General features: G+C 57.8%; 16 protein-coding genes and 1 other RNA gene. All 17 read left to right on the top strand.

Annotation, left to right across the window (positions count from 1 at the left end; genetic code table 11):
* Window positions 1–256: 256 nt before the first annotated feature.
* The 17 genes from glf (at window position 257) to HMPREF2527_RS07665 (ending at window position 16,513) form a co-directional block, all read left to right on the top strand.
* Window positions 257–1,444, top strand: coding sequence for a UDP-galactopyranose mutase (glf, locus tag HMPREF2527_RS07745; RefSeq protein ID WP_005508581.1), 1,188 nt, complete (start codon window positions 257–259; stop codon window positions 1,442–1,444).
* Window positions 1,445–1,446: 2 nt separating this feature from the next.
* Complete coding sequence (locus tag HMPREF2527_RS07740) at window positions 1,447–3,453, top strand: glycosyltransferase (RefSeq protein WP_049356541.1); 2,007 nt, start codon at window positions 1,447–1,449, stop codon at window positions 3,451–3,453.
* Window positions 3,450–4,331 (top strand): ABC transporter permease, encoded by an 882-nt coding sequence (locus HMPREF2527_RS07735; RefSeq protein ID WP_012903227.1) that lies wholly within the window; start codon window positions 3,450–3,452, stop codon window positions 4,329–4,331. Before HMPREF2527_RS07740 ends, HMPREF2527_RS07735 begins: the two co-directional genes overlap by 4 nt.
* Window positions 4,332–4,335: 4 nt before the next feature.
* Window positions 4,336–5,109: an ABC transporter ATP-binding protein gene (locus HMPREF2527_RS07730; RefSeq protein ID WP_044150294.1), complete on the top strand. Its 774-nt coding sequence runs from the start codon at window positions 4,336–4,338 to the stop codon at window positions 5,107–5,109.
* A 437-nt stretch (window positions 5,110–5,546) separates the two neighbouring features.
* Window positions 5,547–6,809: a TadA family conjugal transfer-associated ATPase gene (locus HMPREF2527_RS07725; RefSeq protein ID WP_070507565.1), complete on the top strand. Its 1,263-nt coding sequence runs from the start codon at window positions 5,547–5,549 to the stop codon at window positions 6,807–6,809.
* Complete coding sequence (locus HMPREF2527_RS07720) at window positions 6,809–7,663, top strand: type II secretion system F family protein (protein WP_070507563.1); 855 nt, start codon at window positions 6,809–6,811, stop codon at window positions 7,661–7,663. The genes HMPREF2527_RS07725 and HMPREF2527_RS07720 overlap by 1 nt, the downstream gene beginning before the upstream one ends.
* Window positions 7,660–8,592, top strand: a complete 933-nt coding sequence (locus tag HMPREF2527_RS07715; RefSeq protein ID WP_070507560.1) for a type II secretion system F family protein — start codon at window positions 7,660–7,662, stop codon at window positions 8,590–8,592. The genes HMPREF2527_RS07720 and HMPREF2527_RS07715 overlap by 4 nt, the downstream gene beginning before the upstream one ends.
* A gap of 108 nt (window positions 8,593–8,700) precedes the next feature.
* Entirely contained in the window at window positions 8,701–8,928 is a 228-nt protein-coding gene (locus HMPREF2527_RS07710) for a hypothetical protein (RefSeq protein WP_070507558.1), read from the top strand.
* Window positions 8,928–9,383 (top strand): TadE family protein, encoded by a 456-nt coding sequence (locus HMPREF2527_RS07705; RefSeq protein WP_070507556.1) that lies wholly within the window; start codon window positions 8,928–8,930, stop codon window positions 9,381–9,383. Before HMPREF2527_RS07710 ends, HMPREF2527_RS07705 begins: the two co-directional genes overlap by 1 nt.
* On the top strand, window positions 9,349–9,870 hold the full coding sequence (locus HMPREF2527_RS07700) for a pilus assembly protein TadE (protein ID WP_083294477.1): 522 nt from the start codon (window positions 9,349–9,351) through the stop codon (window positions 9,868–9,870). The genes HMPREF2527_RS07705 and HMPREF2527_RS07700 overlap by 35 nt, the downstream gene beginning before the upstream one ends.
* Window positions 9,833–10,378: a pilus assembly protein TadG-related protein gene (locus HMPREF2527_RS07695; protein ID WP_083294476.1), complete on the top strand. Its 546-nt coding sequence runs from the start codon at window positions 9,833–9,835 to the stop codon at window positions 10,376–10,378. The genes HMPREF2527_RS07700 and HMPREF2527_RS07695 overlap by 38 nt, the downstream gene beginning before the upstream one ends.
* A 201-nt stretch (window positions 10,379–10,579) precedes the next feature.
* On the top strand, window positions 10,580–11,707 hold the full coding sequence (gene prfB / locus HMPREF2527_RS07690) for a peptide chain release factor 2 (RefSeq protein ID WP_070507552.1): 1,128 nt from the start codon (window positions 10,580–10,582) through the stop codon (window positions 11,705–11,707).
* Window positions 11,708–11,726: 19 nt separating this feature from the next.
* Window positions 11,727–12,221, top strand: coding sequence for an SsrA-binding protein SmpB (smpB, locus tag HMPREF2527_RS07685; protein ID WP_070507550.1), 495 nt, complete (start codon window positions 11,727–11,729; stop codon window positions 12,219–12,221).
* A gap of 129 nt (window positions 12,222–12,350) precedes the next feature.
* On the top strand, window positions 12,351–12,815 hold the full coding sequence (locus HMPREF2527_RS07680) for a DUF4190 domain-containing protein (protein WP_049354298.1): 465 nt from the start codon (window positions 12,351–12,353) through the stop codon (window positions 12,813–12,815).
* A gap of 239 nt (window positions 12,816–13,054) precedes the next feature.
* On the top strand, window positions 13,055–13,918 hold the full coding sequence (locus tag HMPREF2527_RS07675) for a DUF4190 domain-containing protein (protein ID WP_070507548.1): 864 nt from the start codon (window positions 13,055–13,057) through the stop codon (window positions 13,916–13,918).
* Window positions 13,919–14,242: 324 nt separating this feature from the next.
* Window positions 14,243–14,615: a transfer-messenger RNA gene (ssrA, locus tag HMPREF2527_RS07670) on the top strand.
* 1,292 nt (window positions 14,616–15,907) lie between these two features.
* Entirely contained in the window at window positions 15,908–16,513 is a 606-nt protein-coding gene (locus tag HMPREF2527_RS07665) for a hypothetical protein (protein ID WP_049358974.1), read from the top strand.
* The last annotated feature ends 68 nt before the right edge of the window (window positions 16,514–16,581 follow it).

Here is a 16,581-nt window from a genome sequence, read left to right as displayed (position 1 = left end):
GGTTCGCGAAGAATATTCACACAGAGAAAGAGTGTGCGAACAATAGTCCAAAAGCCCCTAAAAGCACGTCATAAGTATGCGTAGTGCTTGATAAACAGGTATCTTAGATTATGACTATATCCATCACGGGAGGGGCTTTTTGTACCCACCCGTGCGGATTGCGGCGCGACTGAGAACCCTCGGATGTGTCCAATCTGGTAGGTGAATACCGCCCTCGCAGAAGCGGCGGTGCGCCGTGATAATACAGGAGAAAACATTGACCGCTGACCTCGTAGTAGTCGGTTCGGGCCTCTTTGGTCTGACCATCGCAGAACAGGCTGCCACTGAGCTGGGCCTGAAGGTTGCCCTGCTGGACCGCCGTTCCCACATCGGTGGTAACGCATACAGCGAGAAGGAGAAGCAGACCGGTATTGAGGTGCACCGCTACGGTGCGCACCTGTTCCACACCTCCAACGAGCGTGTCTGGGAGTACGTGAACCGTTTTACCGAGTTCACCAACTACGTACACCGCGTGTACACCCGCCACAACGGCATCGTCTACCCCATGCCGATTAACCTGGGTACCATCAACCAGTTCTTCAACGCAGCTTACTCTCCCGCAGAGGCAAAGGCGCTCATCGCTGAGCAGGCTGGCGAGCTGGCTGGTACCGACCCGCAGAACCTGAATGACAAGGGTATCTCCCTGATTGGTCGCCCCCTGTACGAGGCGTTCATCAAGCACTACACCGCTAAGCAGTGGCAGACCCCGCCGGAAGAGCTGCCCGCATCCATCATTTCCCGTCTGCCGGTTCGCTACAACTATGACAACCGCTACTTCAACGACAAGTACGAGGGTCTGCCCGTTGACGGCTACGCAGCATGGCTGGAGCGTATGGCGGCGCACCCGAACATTGAGGTGCACCTGAACACTGACTTCTTCGAGCCCGGTCACCAGTACTCTCGCGAGAACGTCCTGGGTCAGATTCCCGTGGTCTACACCGGCCCGGTTGACCGCTACTTCGACTACGCTGAGGGCGACCTGTCCTGGCGTACCATCGACCTGGAAGAAGAAGTCCTGCCGATTGAGGACTTCCAGGGCTGCTCCGTGATGAACTACCCCGATGCTGATGTTCCCTTCACCCGCATCCACGAGTTCCGTCACTTCCACCCCGAGCGTGACTACACCAAGGACGCAACCGTCATCATGCGCGAGTACTCTCGCTTCGCGAACAAGGGCGACGAGCCGTACTACCCGGTCAACACCTCCGTGGATCGTGAGAAGCTGCTGGCGTACCGCGACCTGGCTAAGGGCGAGAACAACGTGCTGTTCGGTGGCCGCCTGGGTACCTACAAGTACCTGGATATGCACATGGCTATCGGCGCTGCACTGTCCATGTTCGACAACAAGATCCGCCCGCACTTCGCTAACGGTGCGAAGATCGAGTCCGGTGGTGTTGACGCATAACCATGGCTGATAAGACTTTGAAGAACCTGCAGCGGGTTATTTTCCCGAGCGCGGTTGAGACTGACGTCGTGCCCCTGTACGTGGACGCGAGTGTCGCAACCGGCGTTCAGCTGCCCACCCGTATTGACGGCGACGCTTCCACCTCCATTGCGGAGGCGATGAACACCTCCGGTCAGTCTGTATCGAACGCTAGCGCGAACCGTGATGCCGCTAACAGCCTGAACAGCCGCCGCTCCATCACCGTGAACGCGGGCCAGAGCCTGTCTTTCGGTACGTACTTCAACGCGTTCCCCGCCTCGTACTGGCGCCGCTGGACTGACCTGCAGAAGGTCGTGCTGAGCGTTCAGACTCGCGGCGAGGGCATGGTCATTGTGTACAAGTCCAACGGCCGTGGCGTGATTCAGCGCGTGGATGCGAAGCTGCTCTCCGGCGAGGAAACCAACACCTTCACGCTGCCCCTGGCACCGTTCGGTGACGGCGGCTGGTACTGGTTCGACCTGGCAGGCACCACCGACCTTGAGCTGGTTGAGGCGAACTGGCTGGGCGACATTGAGCCCCGCGCAGACGTGAAGGCTGGTCAGGCGACCGTGCAGATTACCACCATGAACAAGGTGGAGTACTGCATCAATAACATTCGTGCTCTGGGTGAGAGCCCCGAGATTTTCGATGCTGTGCACGAGTTCCTGATTGTGGACCAGGGTACCCAGAAGGTGCAGGACCACGAGGACTTCGAAGAGGTCGTCAAGCCCCTCTCCGGTAAGTTCCGCATTATCAACCAGGGCAACCTGGGTGGTTCCGGTGGCTTCTCGCGCGGCATGTTCGAGGCTGTCAACAACGGTTCCGATTACGTGCTGCTGCTCGATGACGACGTTATCGTTGAGCCCGAGTCGATTCTGCGTATGGTGACCTTCGCGAACTACTGCAAGGAACCCACCATCGTGGGTGCGCACATGTTCGACATGTTCGACCGTTCGGTTCTGCACGCGTTCGGTGAGGTTGTTGACCCGTGGCGTAACTTCTACGCTAAGCCGCACGATGACATGGCGATGGGCCACAACCTGGGTCACCACAACCTGCGTAACACCCCGTGGCTGCACCGCCGCGTGGACGTGGACTACAACGGCTGGTGGATGTGCCTCATCCCGACCACCGTCATCAAGGAAATCGGTCTGTCCCTGCCTCTGTTCCTGAAGTGGGATGACGCTGAGTACGGTCTGCGCGCTAAGGCCGCGGGCTTCGCTACCGTGTCCTTCCCCGGTGCGGGCGTGTGGCACGTGTCCTGGACCGATAAGGATGACTCCGTCGGCTGGCAGGCGTACTACCACGAGCGCAACCGCCTCATTACGGCGCTGCTGCACTCGCCCTTCGATAAGGGTGGCCGCGTGCTGCTGGAGTCCCTGTTCTTGGACGTCAAGCACACCCTGTCCATGCAGTACTACACCGAGGCTGGCCGCCTGATGGCGCTGGAGGATCTGCTCTCCGGCCCCGAGCACCTGCACCCCTCGCTCTCGCAGCGTCTGCCGGTGATTCGTGCGATGGCTAAGGAGTACCCGGAGTCTCAGGTGAAGCCGAACGTGGATGATTTCCCGGCTATCCAGACGAAGAAGCCTCCGTTCCGTGGCCGCCGCGCCTTTGCGTCCCCCGGTTACAAGAAGCTTGCTTCCTGGACCGCGAAGACTGTTGCTCGTCAGCTGCTCAAGCCGGTGAGTGAAGAGGCGAAGGCTCACCCGCAGATTCAGCTGAACTACGGTGAGACCAACTGGTGGACCCTGTCGAAGTTCGATTCGGCTCTGGCGACTAACGCTGAGGGTACCGGTCTGTTCTGGTACCGCCGCGATCCCGAGCAGCTCAAGTCGAAGCTGGCTCAGGCCGCTAAGCTGCACGTTCAGCTGGTGACCGGTTGGGATAAGCTGCGTGAGCAGTACCGTTCGAAGGCTGCTGAGGTTGCCTCCTACGATGCGTGGGCTAAGACCTTCGCTGAGCATACGGATTCTGAGCTGACCCGATGAACGATCTGAAGTCTGTTCCCCTGAAGGCGCCCGGCCGTGGGCGCGGCATCCTGGATGCGGTGAAGAACCGCTACCTGCTTCGACTGCTGGTCGATAAGGAAATCCAGGTCCGCTACCGCGGCTCGGTGCTGGGCATTTTGTGGTCGTACATTAAGCCGGGTGTGCAGTTCCTGGTGTTCTACATTGCCATGGGTATGTTCCTTGGCTTGGAACGCGGTATGCACAACTATGCGGTGTACCTGTTCTCGGGCATGATTGCCATTAACTTCTTCTCGGAGGGTTTTGGTAATGGTGCTCGCGCCATGGTGGTTAACAGCGCGCTGATTCGTAAGATTTACCTGCCGCGTGAGCTGTTCTCGCTGTCGACGGTGTGGGTGGCTCTGGTGCATTTTGTGCCTCAGATTGCTGTGATGCTGCTGGCCTGCTTCTTGGTGGGTTGGTCCCCGACCTTCCTGGCGTTTGGGTCGATTCTGGCGGGCATGCTGATTGTGATGATGCTGTCCTATGGTCTGGGTTTGATTTTCGGTGTGGCGAACGTGTTCTTCCGCGATTCGGAGAACATTGTGGACATGCTGCTGATGGTGGCTACCTGGTTCTCGCCGGTGCTGTACTCCTGGACCATGGTGCGTGACACTCTCTATCCGTGGGTGTTCAACGTGTTCATGCTTAATCCGCTGACCGTTGCGGTGGAGCTGTTCCACTATGGCTTCTGGCATCCGACGCTCCGTCCTGAGGATTTGGCGCTTCCTGCTTCGCAGGTGGTTCCGCATCTTTTCAGCTTCTGGACTCCGATTGCCCTTGGTATTTCTCTGCTGACCGTTTTGATTGGTGATTTGCTCTTCCGTAAGTTTGAGGGCAACTTCGCCCAGGAGCTCTGATTCTGTGGATATTAAGAAGCTTGAGTTCCCGCCGGTGAGCCCGGACGCTCCCGTGGTGATTCACGTGGAGAATTTGGTGAAGCGCTTCGTTCTGCGCCACACCCGTTCGATGAAGGAAGCTTTTGTGTGGCTGATTAAGGGCCGCAAGGGTGATCTTTCGGAGAAGTTCAATGCGCTCAACGGCGTGAGCCTGGACATTCGTCAGGGTGAGCGTGTGGCTCTTCTGGGTCTGAACGGCTCGGGTAAGTCCACGCTGCTGAAGATGATTTCTGGCGTGATGCGCGCCGATGAGGGTGAGGTTCTCACTCGCGGCAATATTGCGGGTCTGATTGAGGTGGGCGCTGGTTTCCACCCGGATCTGACTGGCCGCGATAACGTGTACCTCAACGGCGCGATCTTGGGTATGTCCAAGGAGGAGATTGAGGCTTCCTTCGATTCGATTGTGGATTTCGCTGAGATTCACGACTTTATCGATACCGAGGTGAAGTTCTACTCTTCGGGTATGTACCTGCGTCTGGCGTTCTCGGTTGCGGTTCATACGAACCCGGATATCTTCCTGGTGGATGAGATTCTTGCGGTGGGCGATGAGCCGTTCCAGAAGAAGTGTATTGCGAAGATTCAGGAGCTGTGCTCTGCCGGTAAGACTCTTGCCGTGGTGAGCCATGACCTGGATTTGGTTTCTAAGATTTGTGACCGCGGCGTGGTGCTGGAGCACGGTAACCTGCGTTTTGACGGTCCGATTAAGGAAGCTGTGAAGGTGATTCGTGGTGGCGACTAGCCGCTAGGTGATTGCTTGTGATGGGGCGTGTATTCCCGATGGGGGAGTGCACGCCCCTTTACTGTGCCCGAAAGTTGTTGCTTCGGGATGGGGTGCGATGCTGCAAGATGGCGGCTGCGAGTGTTTTAAGACGAAATGTTACGTGTGCACCAAGTGCAACATGGCTGCGGTGGGCGGTAAGGGGTTCGAGGGGTGCGCGTGCAGCTGTTCTGCAAGTCACAGCTGACTAGGCGTTTTGAATGTTGGTGCACGTTGGGTAACAATATGTGCAATTCCATGCATCAAAAATACTCAAATACTATACTCGTAAATATTAAGGGGCGTTTTATTACATTTTGATAAATTTGATGCGCTGAGGGTAGGGTGATGGTGGCATTGATGTATCAATGCTTCACCGTATTCCACACAACCACACCACACAGCATCGGATCATTTCAATGGAGAACACCGTACTGGATACCCGGGCGGAGCATCTAACTCTGCTCGAGGAGAATATCCGTGAGGCAATGCGTCACCGCAGCCTGGACCCGCACGAGGACCAGCACGCGGTGCGCGGGCTCATTGACGAGCACCTGAACGATTATGAGCAGCGACGCACCCGCATTTCCCTGCCGGATTTGGGTGACCGTGAATCCGTGATTCAGCGCCTGCACGATGAAATCTGCGGCTTCGGCGTGATTCAGCCGTTCCTCGATGATGAGAGCGTTGAAGAAATCTGGATCAACTCTCCCGACGAAATCTTTATCGCCCGCAATGGCGAAAGCGAATTGACCGGTCTGCACCTGAGCACTGAGGCAATCAATAGTCTGCTGGAGCGTATGCTCAAGCCTTCCGGTCGTCGAGTGGACCTTTCCTCCCCGTTCGTTGATGCATCCCTGCCGGACGGCTCCCGCTTGCACGCGGTGATTCCGGATATTACCCGCAAGCACACGAGCATTAACATCCGTAAGTTCGTGGTGCGTGCCCGCCGCTTGCCCGACCTGGTGCGCATGAACTCGCTGAGCGCCGGCGCTGCGTCCCTGCTGCACGCGGCGGTGGAGAGCGGCATGAACATCCTCGTCTCGGGTGCGACCCAGGCGGGTAAGACCACGATGCTGAACTGCCTGTCCGCGTCCATTCCTCCGCGTGAGCGCGTGATTACTTGCGAAGAAATTTTTGAGCTCGCGGTTCCGCTGCGCGATGTGGTGGGTTTGCAGTGCCGCCAGCCGAACCTTGAGGGTACCGGTGCGATTGAGCTGCGCCGCCTGGTCAAGGAGGCTCTGCGTATGCGCCCGGACCGCATCCTCATTGGTGAGGTTCGTGAGGCGGAATCCCTGGATATGCTCATTGCGCTCAACGCGGGCCTGCCGGGCATGTGCACGATTCACGCGAATTCGGCGCGTGATGCGGTGACTAAGATTTGTACCCTGCCGCTGTTGGCGGGCGAGAATATTTCCTCGGCGTTCGTGGTGCCGACCGTGGCGTCCTGCTTTGACATTGTGGTGCATTGCGGTCGTGATTCGCGCGGTCAGCGTCAGGTCGAAGAGATTAGCATGCTGGGTGGCCGCGTTGAGGACGGCGTAATTGAAATGTCCCCGCTGTTTGTGCGCCGTGACGGCCGGATGGTGTGCGTGGCGTTGGAGTTGCCGAACCCGGACCGTTGGGTTCGTGCCGGTCACCGCCCCGAGCAGGTGCTGGCTGCGGCGAAGGCGGGTCAGTGATGCCTCTGTTTCTGAGCCTGATTTTGGGGTTGGGCGTCTGCCTGATTTACCTTTCCTGCTTTCCTGATAGTGGCAAGCCGCCGAAGCCGAGTAATGATCCGGCGCTGGTGATTGCTCTTCGTAAGGCGGGCATGCATTCGTTGACGCCTCGCACGTTCATGTGGGTGAGCGTTGCCAGCGGTGTGACTGCCTCGGTGTTGTTGCTGATGGTCACTCAGCTTCTGCCGTTGGGTCTGCTGGGCCTGATTGGTGGTTTTGTGGCGCCTCGCGTGGTCGTGAATCATCGTGCCCGCGCGGCGGATGCCCGTATTTGGCAGCTGTGGCCGGATGCTGTGGACCACCTGCGTTCTGCGATTCGCGCGGGTCTGTCCCTGCCGGAGGCGCTGATTCAGCTCTCGTACCGCGGCCCGGAAGAGCTGCGTGATGCCTTTGCCCATTTCTCGCGTGATTACCGTGCGTCGGGTGAGTTCGTGCCGTCGCTGAACCGTTTGAAGGAGTATCTCTCTGACCCGGTGGCGGACACCATTATTGAGGCGTTGAAAATTGCCCGCGAGGTGGGTGGTTCGGACCTGGGTAAGCTGCTGGGTACGCTGAGTGATTTTCTGCGTGAGAATGCGCGTACCCGTTCGGAGCTTCTGGCGCGTCAGTCGTGGACTGTGAATGCGGCTCGCCTTTCCTGCGTGGCGCCCTGGTTTGTGTTGTGCCTGATGGCGACTCAGCCTGCCGCGCGCATGGTGTATAACTCGTTTGCCGGTGCGATGCTGATGATTGCCGGTGCCGCTATTTCTTTGGCGGCGTATCGTCTGATGCTGCGTATTGGTGAGTTGCCGCGTGAACGGAGGGTTTTCGGATGAATCTGCCTCTGATTTTTGGTCTGCTGCTGGCGACCGGCGTGGGTCTGATTCTCTCATCGGTGCTGAATACTCGCAGTATTTCGTTCTCTGATCGTGTGGCGTCGCAGCTGCGCGGTGAGACTCTACGTGAGTCGCTTTTGAAGGAGCAGGAGCGCCGCGAGCCGAGCCTGTTGGAGGCGATTTCGGCGTTCTGCGCGCCGCTTCTGCGTTCGTTGTCTTCGTCGCTGAGCGGCTCGTCGTTGAGTGATAGTTCGGTGCAGGAGCGTCTGCGTCGTGCTGGCTCTTCGCAGAGTATGAGCGCGTTTCGTGCCGAGCAGCTGCTGTGGGCTCTTGCGGGTGTGACCGTCATGAGTGCCTTGACCGTCATTGGCGTGGTGCAGGAGCGTTTCTCCATCTTGGTGGCTCTTGTGCTGGTGCTGGTGAGCGGTTTGAGCGGCTTTCTGGCGCGTGACTGGTGGCTGGGTGAGGCGGTGACTAAGCGTGAGAAGCAGCTGGTTGCTGAGTTCCCGGCGCTGGCGGAGATGATGGCTCTGTCGGTGACGGCGGGCGAGTCGGCGCTGGCGGCTTTGGAGCGTATCTGTTTGACCTCTCGCGGCGAGTTGGCTCGTGAGTTTTCTGAGATTTTGGCGCAGACCCGCACCGGTGTTTCGTTGCTGAGCGCGCTGCAGGAGTTCGCGGAGCGTACTCGCGTTCCGGCGTTGAGCCGCTTCGTTGAGGGTATTGCTGTTGCGATTGAGCGCGGCACCCCTCTGGCTGATGTGTTGCGTGCGCAGGCTCAGGATGTGCGCGATAACGCTAAGCGTGAGCTGATGGAAACAGCCGGTAAGAAGGAGATTGCGATGCTCGCTCCGGTGGTGTTTTTCATTCTGCCGCTGACCGTAATTTTTGCGGTCTTCCCGGGCCTGTCGCTCATGCGTTTGAACTTTTAGATTTTGCGGCAGGTACACACCGTACCGGTCGCACCGCGGTGGGCTGGGCTGATTGCCCGGTGCGCCGCACCAACCACACACTACACCCTTTGATAGAAGGAGAAAATCATGTTCCGTCGTTTCCGCACCGCCCTCACCGTGCTGATCGCCCTGGCTATCGCATCCGTGCTGGCTCTGCGCCTGAAGAACAAGCAGGATGACCCCGAGCGCGGCGACGTGCCCGGCTGGGTCATGATCACCATGATGAGCGCCGTGCTGGTTGCCGCTATCTTGGCGATTGCTCAGCCCGCTCTGACCAAGATGTTCAACGACGCGATTGCTCTGGTTCACCAGTAATGCGTAAGCCCCGCATCGCTTCTGAGCTGACTGCCGCTGAGCTATCCTCCGCGGAATATTCTGCGGAGGAGAGCGAGCGCGGTGACGCCAGCACGGAATTCGTCATGGTCGGTGCGCTGCTGGTGTTGCTGACCATGGCGATTCTGCAGGTTTCTTTCGCCCTGTATGCACGAACCATGTTGGTGGATGCTGCGGCGGCTGGGGCACGTTACGGTACGATGCGTGACCGCACTCCGCAGGAAGGCATGGAGCGTACCCGTCAGCTGATTGAAGGGGTTCTTCCGTCTTCGTATGCTGAGAATATTTCGTACCGTCAGAGTAGTGATTCTACGGGTGTGCGCACTTTGGAGGTGACGGTGAAGTCGCCGTTGCCGGTGCTGGGCCCGTGGGGTTTTCCGGATTCTATTGAGGTGAAGGGGCATGCGATTTATGCGGAGCATCGTTCCGGTGATTAGTGGCTTTTCGCTTCGGCAGCGGGTGAAGGAACGCCTGAAGAGCCGCTCTGATCGGCCTCTTTCTAACCAGCACACCCCTGAAGAGGGTAGCGCCATTGTGGAGTTCCTGGGTTTGGGCATTACCTTGCTCATCCCGGTGCTCTACGGCATTCTGACGATTTTTAGCTTGCAGTCTTCGGTGATGGCGGCTCATGCGGCGAGCGCCCAGGTGGTGCTGTATGTGCAGGAGCAGCCGCAGGACTCGTCGGTTGGCCCGGATTTGGCTCAGCGTCTGGCGGTGCATGCTGCCGCGGATTACGGGGTTGAGCCCTCCGATGTGAGCGTGTCGTTGAGCTGTGCGTCGGGGGAGTGCGTCTCGGGTACGAAGGCGTACGCCACGGTGACGGTTCAGGCGCGTTTGCCGCTGCTGCCTTCGTTTATGGGTGGCGGCGTGATTCCGGTGAGTTCTCATGCGACGAGTTGGGGGTCTGGTCATGCTGATTCCTAATGGTTTGCTGGCTCGTGCCAACATGAAGATTCGTGCCCGTGCGCAGAGCCGGGCGCTCGCCTCAGGCCGCCTCGCCGCTGACCCGGTCGCCTCAGACCCGGAAGAGGGCAGTATTGCCCCGCTGATTGTGGGCATGCTGGCGTTGCTTCTGCTCATCGGTTCGGTGACGGTGGCGATTACGGGCGCGTATCTGCAGACTCAGCATCTGCAGGATATGGCGGACGCTCAGGCGAACTCGATTACCCGCACGATCCGCACTCCGGAGGAGGCGAACGGTTCGGCGGCGTGGGAGTATGCGAGCGCGTATCTGGCTGAGGTTCAGCCGGGGCAGGATTTTCATGCGTTGCGTCTGGAGAATGTGTCCGTGGATTCTGATCACAGTGTGCACGTGTACCTGTCGGCTCGTATTCGTCCGCCGCTGCTGTCGATTCTGGTGCCTGATGGTATTGAGGTGACCGCTCATGGTTCGTCGCGTTTGAAGACGAGTCAGGGCCCGTCCAGCGACTAGGGGCGTTGTGAGCCCCCATAGACTGCGAGGGCGCATCCGCAAGGTAGTGTAACGGCTAGCGGATGCGCCCTCGTTTTATGCCCTTTTTATGTCTTCGTTGCGCGGGTTCTTCCCTCTACCTGCCTCATCCTTCTGCGCTGTGGGCTGTTGCGGGCTGTAACGGCGGGACTTTCTGGCCGTTTCGCGATAGTGTTAAAAGCTATGGCATCCTTCGACTTTTCTGCTGAGATTAAAGAGCTTCGCGCTATCTTTGCCTCGATTGCCGCAGTGAGCGACATCGAGGGGATTGAGCGCGCCATTGAGGAGCTGTCCGAACAGGCCGCCGCCCCCGACCTCTGGGATGATGTTGAGCATGCCCAGAAGGTGACGAGTGCCCTCTCCTATAAGCAGTCGGAGCTGAATCGTCTGCGCTCGCTGTCTTCTCGCATTGACGATGTTGAGGTGATGGTGGAGCTTGCCGAAGCGGAGGATGAGGAGACTGCCGCCGAGCTGCTCGCTGATGCTGAACGCGAGTGCGGTGAGATCCGCGCCAAGCTGGAGGAGCTTGAGGTGCTGGTGTTGCTCTCGGGCGAGTACGATCAGCGTGAGGCTGTGGTGACGATCCGTTCGGGCGCCGGCGGCGTGGATGCTGCTGATTTCGCGGAGATGCTGCTGCGCATGTACCTGCGGTGGGCGGAGAAGAACGGCTACCCGACGAAGGTTCTGGACACCTCCTACGCTGAGGAGGCGGGCCTGAAGTCGGTGACCTTCGAGGTGAACGCGCCGTACGCTTTTGGCCGCCTGTCGGTGGAGGCGGGTACTCACCGCCTGGTGCGTATTTCGCCGTTTGATAATCAGGGCCGCCGCCAGACCTCGTTCGCGGCGGTTGAGGTAATTCCTCTGATTGAGCAGACGGATGCTATTGAGATTCCTGAGTCTGAGATTAAGGTGGATGTGTTCCGCTCCTCGGGCCCGGGTGGTCAGTCGGTGAATACGACGGATTCGGCGGTGCGTATGACTCACTTGCCGACCGGTATTGTGGTGTCGATGCAGAATGAGAAGTCGCAGTTGCAGAACCGTGCGGCGGCTTTGCGTGTGCTGCAGTCTCGCCTGTTGCTGTTGCGTAAGGAGCAGGAGGACGCGAAGAAGAAGGAGCTTGCCGGTGATATTAAGGCAAGCTGGGGCGATCAGATGCGCTCCTATGTTCTGCATCCGTACCAGATGGTGAAGGATCTGCGTACCGGCTATGAGGAGGGTAATACCTCTAATGTTTTGGATGGCGGTTTGAACGCCTTTATTGATGCTGGTATTCGCTGGCGTGCTTCGGGGCGCGCGGCTGAAGAGAGCTAAGACGTATAAGGATTGAGTGATGGCTCAGAAAAAGAAGAAAGACGCGAAGAAGGACCCGAATAACGCGATTATTGCCCAGAATAAGAAGGCTCGCCACAACTACAACATTGTGGATACCTATGAGGCGGGTATTGTTCTGCTGGGTACTGAGGTGAAGTCTCTGCGTGATGGTGGGGCGTCCATTGTGGATGGTTTCTGCCAGGTGACCGATAACGAGTTGTGGCTCGAGGGTATTCATATTGCGGAGTATGGTTACGGTACGTGGACGAACCATGCGGCTCGTCGTCGCCGTAAGCTGCTGCTGCATCGTTCTGAGATTAATAAGTTGGCGCAGAAGCTGAAGGAGACCGGTTACACGGTGGTTCCGTTGAAGATGTACTTCTCGAATGGTCGTGTGAAGGTTGAGATTGCTTTGGCGACCGGTAAGCGTGAGTACGATAAGCGTCAGGCTTTGCGTGAGCGTCAGGATGACCTGGAGGCGCGCCGCGCGATGCGTTACCGCAACCTCGGCTAGGGCTGAGGCAACGGCGGGATGCACGGCTGCTCCAGGAACTTGCCGGTAGGGGCGGGGCGCGGTTCCTCACGTATAATGGTTAAAAATTCGTGGCGTACCGCGAGCACCATTCATTCTTTGAGGAGACATATGTCTGAGAACCCGAACTACCAGCAGAACCCGGGCGAGTTCATTCCCGCACCGCAGCAGGCACCCGCATACAACATGCAGGGCGGCTACCCCGGCTACCAGCCGACTCCGAGCTCGGCTCTGGCGATTGCTTCGCTGATTCTGGGTATTATTGGTCTGCTCTCTGGCTGGCTGATTTTCGGTGGCGCGCTGGGTCTGGTCGGCGTGATTCTGGGTATTGTTGCCCTGGTGAAGGTAAAGAACGGCACTGCCTCCGGTAAGGGCATGGCGATTGGTGGTATTGTCACCGGTGCGCTGGGCATGATTGTTGCTGTTGTTGTGCTGGTTCTGGGCTTGATTGGCATTGGCATGCTCAGCGAGTGCGCTGAGAATGCGGTGCAGGATTCGAGCGGTAACTATGTGTGCACCGTTCATGGTGAAACCATGACGATGAGCCCTAAGGAATATGAAGCTGTCCGCCGCTAAGCCGCGTTGAGCATATAGAGATGTGAAGGGACCGAATAGTGTTGAACTATTCGGTCCCTTGTTCTTTCTCGGCGCTGATTCTGCCCGATTGGTGGATTCTGGGCGCTGAATCTGAAATCTTGAACTTCACAGATGACCCAAATGACAGCTTATTTATATAATGGAACCGAACTCAGCGCGCAATGGTGCGTTGGGCGAGTATAAATTGTTCGCTGCAACTGTGAAGGAAAGAACGACGGATGTCTGAGAATAACTACGGAAACAACCAGGGGAACGCGCAGAACCCCTACGCTGCTCAGCAGCCTAATTCTTCCGCCCAGGGCTCGTACGGTCAGGATTATGGCCAGGCTCCTTCGGCTCAGAACACTTACGGCCAGGACTACGGTCAGAGCGCATCCGCTCAGAACAGCTACGGCCAGGCGCAGCAGAACTCGGGCCAGCAGTCTTCGGCTCAGCAGAGCCAGTACGGCCAGTTTGGTGCGCAGCCCTCTTCGCAGAATGCTTACGGCCAGAACGCTGCCCAGGGTGCTTCGGCACAGAACACCTACGGCCAGCAGCAGTACGGCTACGGTCAGGACGCTTCCTACCAGGCGCAGCCCGCTCAGCAGAATCAGTACGGTTACGGCCAGGACGCCTCCTACCAGGCGCAGCCCGCTGACTACAACTACCAGCAGAACTCTTACCAGCAGCAGCCTCAGCAGGATGCTTACGGTTACGGTCAGCCCGCAGGTTACCCGTATGCGGCTCCCGTGACGAAGAAGGCTCCCGGCATGGCGCTGGCGGCGATGATTCTCGGTATTGCGGCTGTGCTGACCGGTTTCTTCGTGTTTGGCGCTCTGCTGGGTATTGCCGCAATCATTCTGGGTGTGCTGTCCCTGAAGAAGGTCAAGGAAGCTGGTGCAGGTAAGGCATTCGCGCTGACCGGTATTATCACCGGTGCGGTGTCTGTCCTGATTTCGATTTGCATGCTTTTCGTATTCATTTCTTTCTATCAGACCACTCAGAAGTGCCTTGAGGTTGGTACCGAGGACGGTCACGGTAACGTGGTCTGCCAGATTGGTGACAACCCGAACAACCGCATGACTGTTTCTGCGCGCCACTAAGGTTTGACCGCCTAGCACGGTACACGAACGGGGTGAGGCTCCCAGAATATCTGGGGTGCCTCACACCCCGTTTGCTGTGCCCGTCGTTGAGCCGGGTGTGTGCGGTGGAGGAGCGCTCGCCGGGTTCTCTGCAGGTGTTCTCTGTAAGTATCCGCCGGCTGTGTTCTCTGTCAGTGAGAGCGTCGTGTGTGCGGGGTGGGGGACTTGCACACCGTTAAACACCTCCGATATACTGAATCTCTACCGTGTTTGAATGGCACCGCGGCATCAAGGTATGTTGAGGAAAACTTTCAGAAGACGGTGGGCTTTTTGATAAAAGCATAGGGGGATGATCGGTTTCGACGATGTGAGTTGAGATGGGTGAAGCGTGCCGAGGATGCAGGGTTATCTCGTTAACGCCCTCTGCAAAAAATTAAGTGCAGAATCTAAGCGCACTGACTTCGCACTCGCTGCCTAAGCGCGAGTTGCCGTCTGTCGGCCTGAGCATGCCTTTGGCTCAGTTACCGGCATCGACTTAAAAGGCCACTGCTGCTAGCCCTTGTTGCGGGGGTTAGCGGGACTTTTACGTGACTAGGTTCGTCGGTATATGTGTTTATGCAAGTACCGGAGCCGAAAAGTAGCGTTCGCATAAACTGCGCACGGAGAAGCCCCGTTGACGCCACATCGGACCGGGGTTCGATTCCCCGCATCTCCACGATCTCCCAGCCGTCCGCTATCCCGTATGGGGTGCGGCGGTGATTATCGGTTCCAATCCAGAGGAAGAACCGCGGTAGGTTTCTACCACCCGGCAGGACGCCCCACGGCGTCACCTGCCGGGTATTTTTATGCCCAATTGTCGGTCTGTTCTGGGGTGTACCGGAGTGCCCGTGGGTTGGGCGTCAAAAAGTTTGGGCTAACGTCAAAAAGTATGGGCTGGCGTCGAAAGGTTTAGACGGACAACATCTTCATCCGCACCGACCCTGCCGGGACCATCAAACCCGACAAAGAAAAATCCACCGAGAAGATCGACGGCGTGGTGGCCACCATCATGGGCCTCGACCGCGCGATTAAATGCGGCAGCGGACCCGACACTGAGAGCGTGCATGACAGAAGAAGCATATTTTTCATGTAATGTAAATTTACGTGTTACATCTGGCGAGACTCTCTGATAGACTGCTGAGTAGTGATGTAAGATACATCACTATGTGACGTGGGAATGCAATCACAACCGCAATTTCTGCTTGGAATTGGGGGCTAGCTGCTTCCACGATTGCAAGAGCTTTAGGGCCAGCATTTGTTGGTGGTTTTGGAAAAGCCCTTGGAGGTCCGGCAGCAATTGCCGCTGCGCTAGCTGTTGCAGCAGTGTCCTGCACTCTCACTCTTTAACCTGGGAGAGGTCCAATGCGTACGAAGAATATATTTACACTAGGATTTTTTCTCACTATTGTTCCGGTGTTCTGGGTGATTATCTCATTTGCCAGAGACGGGGAGTTCTTTAATCCAGTATCAATTCTAAGTGCAATTTTAGGAGGTCTTTTGGTCACTTTTGCAGCCAGAAGGACGCTTGAGAGTGATTCAAAGTTCCCTAAGGGACCCCCTAAAGGACCTAGTGTGTAAAACATCGCTTAGAAGTTTCTAAGAGGAAGAACCGCGGTAGGTTTCTACCACCCGGCAGGACGCCCCACGGCGTCACCTGCCGGGTATTTTTATGCCCAATTGGTCGGTCCTGTATTGTCGGTCCTGTGCTGAGGTGCACCGGCGTGCCCGAGGGTGCTCAGGTGACCGCATTGTAATGAGAACGCCATCAGAGAAGACGAAAACGCACCCTATGGCGTAGTATCGAAGGGTAGATATCGTTGTTCGGTGTTGATTGTTCATTCAATCTCACCGGCAACATTCGAGAGCAACCACAGAGCCACCAAACGAGCCACAGAATAGCCGGTCATAGGGACGCCGCCGCTACGACGCGGCAGCTACACAGCCGCTATGACGACCACTCAAGGACACACCATGGAAAACCAGATTCCCGCCCCCTCCTTCCCGGAGCAGAACAACGCAAACTCCCCGCAGCCGGTACCTGCAGGCGTAGCACCCGGTGCTCCCCTCGGCGCTGCACCCGCCGGCCCCGCCCTGGGCATGGCACCCGCTAACGTGCGCGACCGCGACGACAGCTACCAGCGCATCCCGGACATCTACCGGGTACCGGCTGAGCACCGCCGCCCCTACGGCGAGACCACCGGCGACTTCCGCGGCCCCGGCTACTTCTACTCCATCGGCGCGTTCGGTGCCTCCCTGGGTGCCCTGGCGCTGACCCTCTACGCGTGGGTTCAGGTCGCGGCACTCCACGCTGAGGCAAGGACCAGCTCCGGCGGTTACAGCTCCTCTGCTTATAGCTCCAATCTGAGCCTGAGCCCCAACATCATGGTGATTGCTCTGCTGCTCGTGGGCCTAATCCCGGTGGGTGTCTCGATCTGGCTTGCCATCTACTCGGCGAAGGTGAACGCCGGTCACACCACCAAGTACACCTCGAAGATGACAACCTTCAACATTCTGGCGTACATCATCTCGGGTCTGAGCCTGCTGGGTCTGCTCGGCACCCTCACGATGCTGTCCTAAAACAGGCAACGCTTGCTCTCATAGCGATAATAGCGAGGCGGCGGCTTTCCACTATCGGAAAGCCGCCG

It is taken from the genome of Rothia sp. HMSC071B01 (assembly GCF_001808945.1).
GTDB lineage: Bacteria > Actinomycetota > Actinomycetes > Actinomycetales > Micrococcaceae > Rothia.
This window is presented reverse-complemented; position numbering and strand designations above follow the sequence as displayed.

What these genes read in the sequence shown, in the direction of transcription:
- HMPREF2527_RS07740 (WP_049356541.1), top strand. Translation starts at nt 1,447, where the DNA reads ATGGCTGATAAGACTTTGAAGAACCTGCAGCGGGTTATTTTCCCGAGC.
- HMPREF2527_RS07735 (WP_012903227.1), top strand. Translation starts at nt 3,450, where the DNA reads ATGAACGATCTGAAGTCTGTTCCCCTGAAGGCGCCCGGCCGTGGGCGC.
- HMPREF2527_RS07725 (WP_070507565.1), top strand. Translation starts at nt 5,547, where the DNA reads ATGGAGAACACCGTACTGGATACCCGGGCGGAGCATCTAACTCTGCTC.
- HMPREF2527_RS07720 (WP_070507563.1), top strand. Translation starts at nt 6,809, where the DNA reads ATGCCTCTGTTTCTGAGCCTGATTTTGGGGTTGGGCGTCTGCCTGATT.
- HMPREF2527_RS07715 (WP_070507560.1), top strand. Translation starts at nt 7,660, where the DNA reads ATGAATCTGCCTCTGATTTTTGGTCTGCTGCTGGCGACCGGCGTGGGT.
- HMPREF2527_RS07710 (WP_070507558.1), top strand. Translation starts at nt 8,701, where the DNA reads ATGTTCCGTCGTTTCCGCACCGCCCTCACCGTGCTGATCGCCCTGGCT.
- HMPREF2527_RS07705 (WP_070507556.1), top strand. Translation starts at nt 8,928, where the DNA reads ATGCGTAAGCCCCGCATCGCTTCTGAGCTGACTGCCGCTGAGCTATCC.
- HMPREF2527_RS07700 (WP_083294477.1), top strand. Translation starts at nt 9,349, where the DNA reads ATGCGATTTATGCGGAGCATCGTTCCGGTGATTAGTGGCTTTTCGCTT.
- HMPREF2527_RS07695 (WP_083294476.1), top strand. Translation starts at nt 9,833, where the DNA reads ATGCGACGAGTTGGGGGTCTGGTCATGCTGATTCCTAATGGTTTGCTG.
- prfB (WP_070507552.1), top strand. Translation starts at nt 10,580, where the DNA reads ATGGCATCCTTCGACTTTTCTGCTGAGATTAAAGAGCTTCGCGCTATC.
- smpB (WP_070507550.1), top strand. Translation starts at nt 11,727, where the DNA reads ATGGCTCAGAAAAAGAAGAAAGACGCGAAGAAGGACCCGAATAACGCG.
- HMPREF2527_RS07680 (WP_049354298.1), top strand. Translation starts at nt 12,351, where the DNA reads ATGTCTGAGAACCCGAACTACCAGCAGAACCCGGGCGAGTTCATTCCC.
- HMPREF2527_RS07675 (WP_070507548.1), top strand. Translation starts at nt 13,055, where the DNA reads ATGTCTGAGAATAACTACGGAAACAACCAGGGGAACGCGCAGAACCCC.
- HMPREF2527_RS07665 (WP_049358974.1), top strand. Translation starts at nt 15,908, where the DNA reads ATGGAAAACCAGATTCCCGCCCCCTCCTTCCCGGAGCAGAACAACGCA.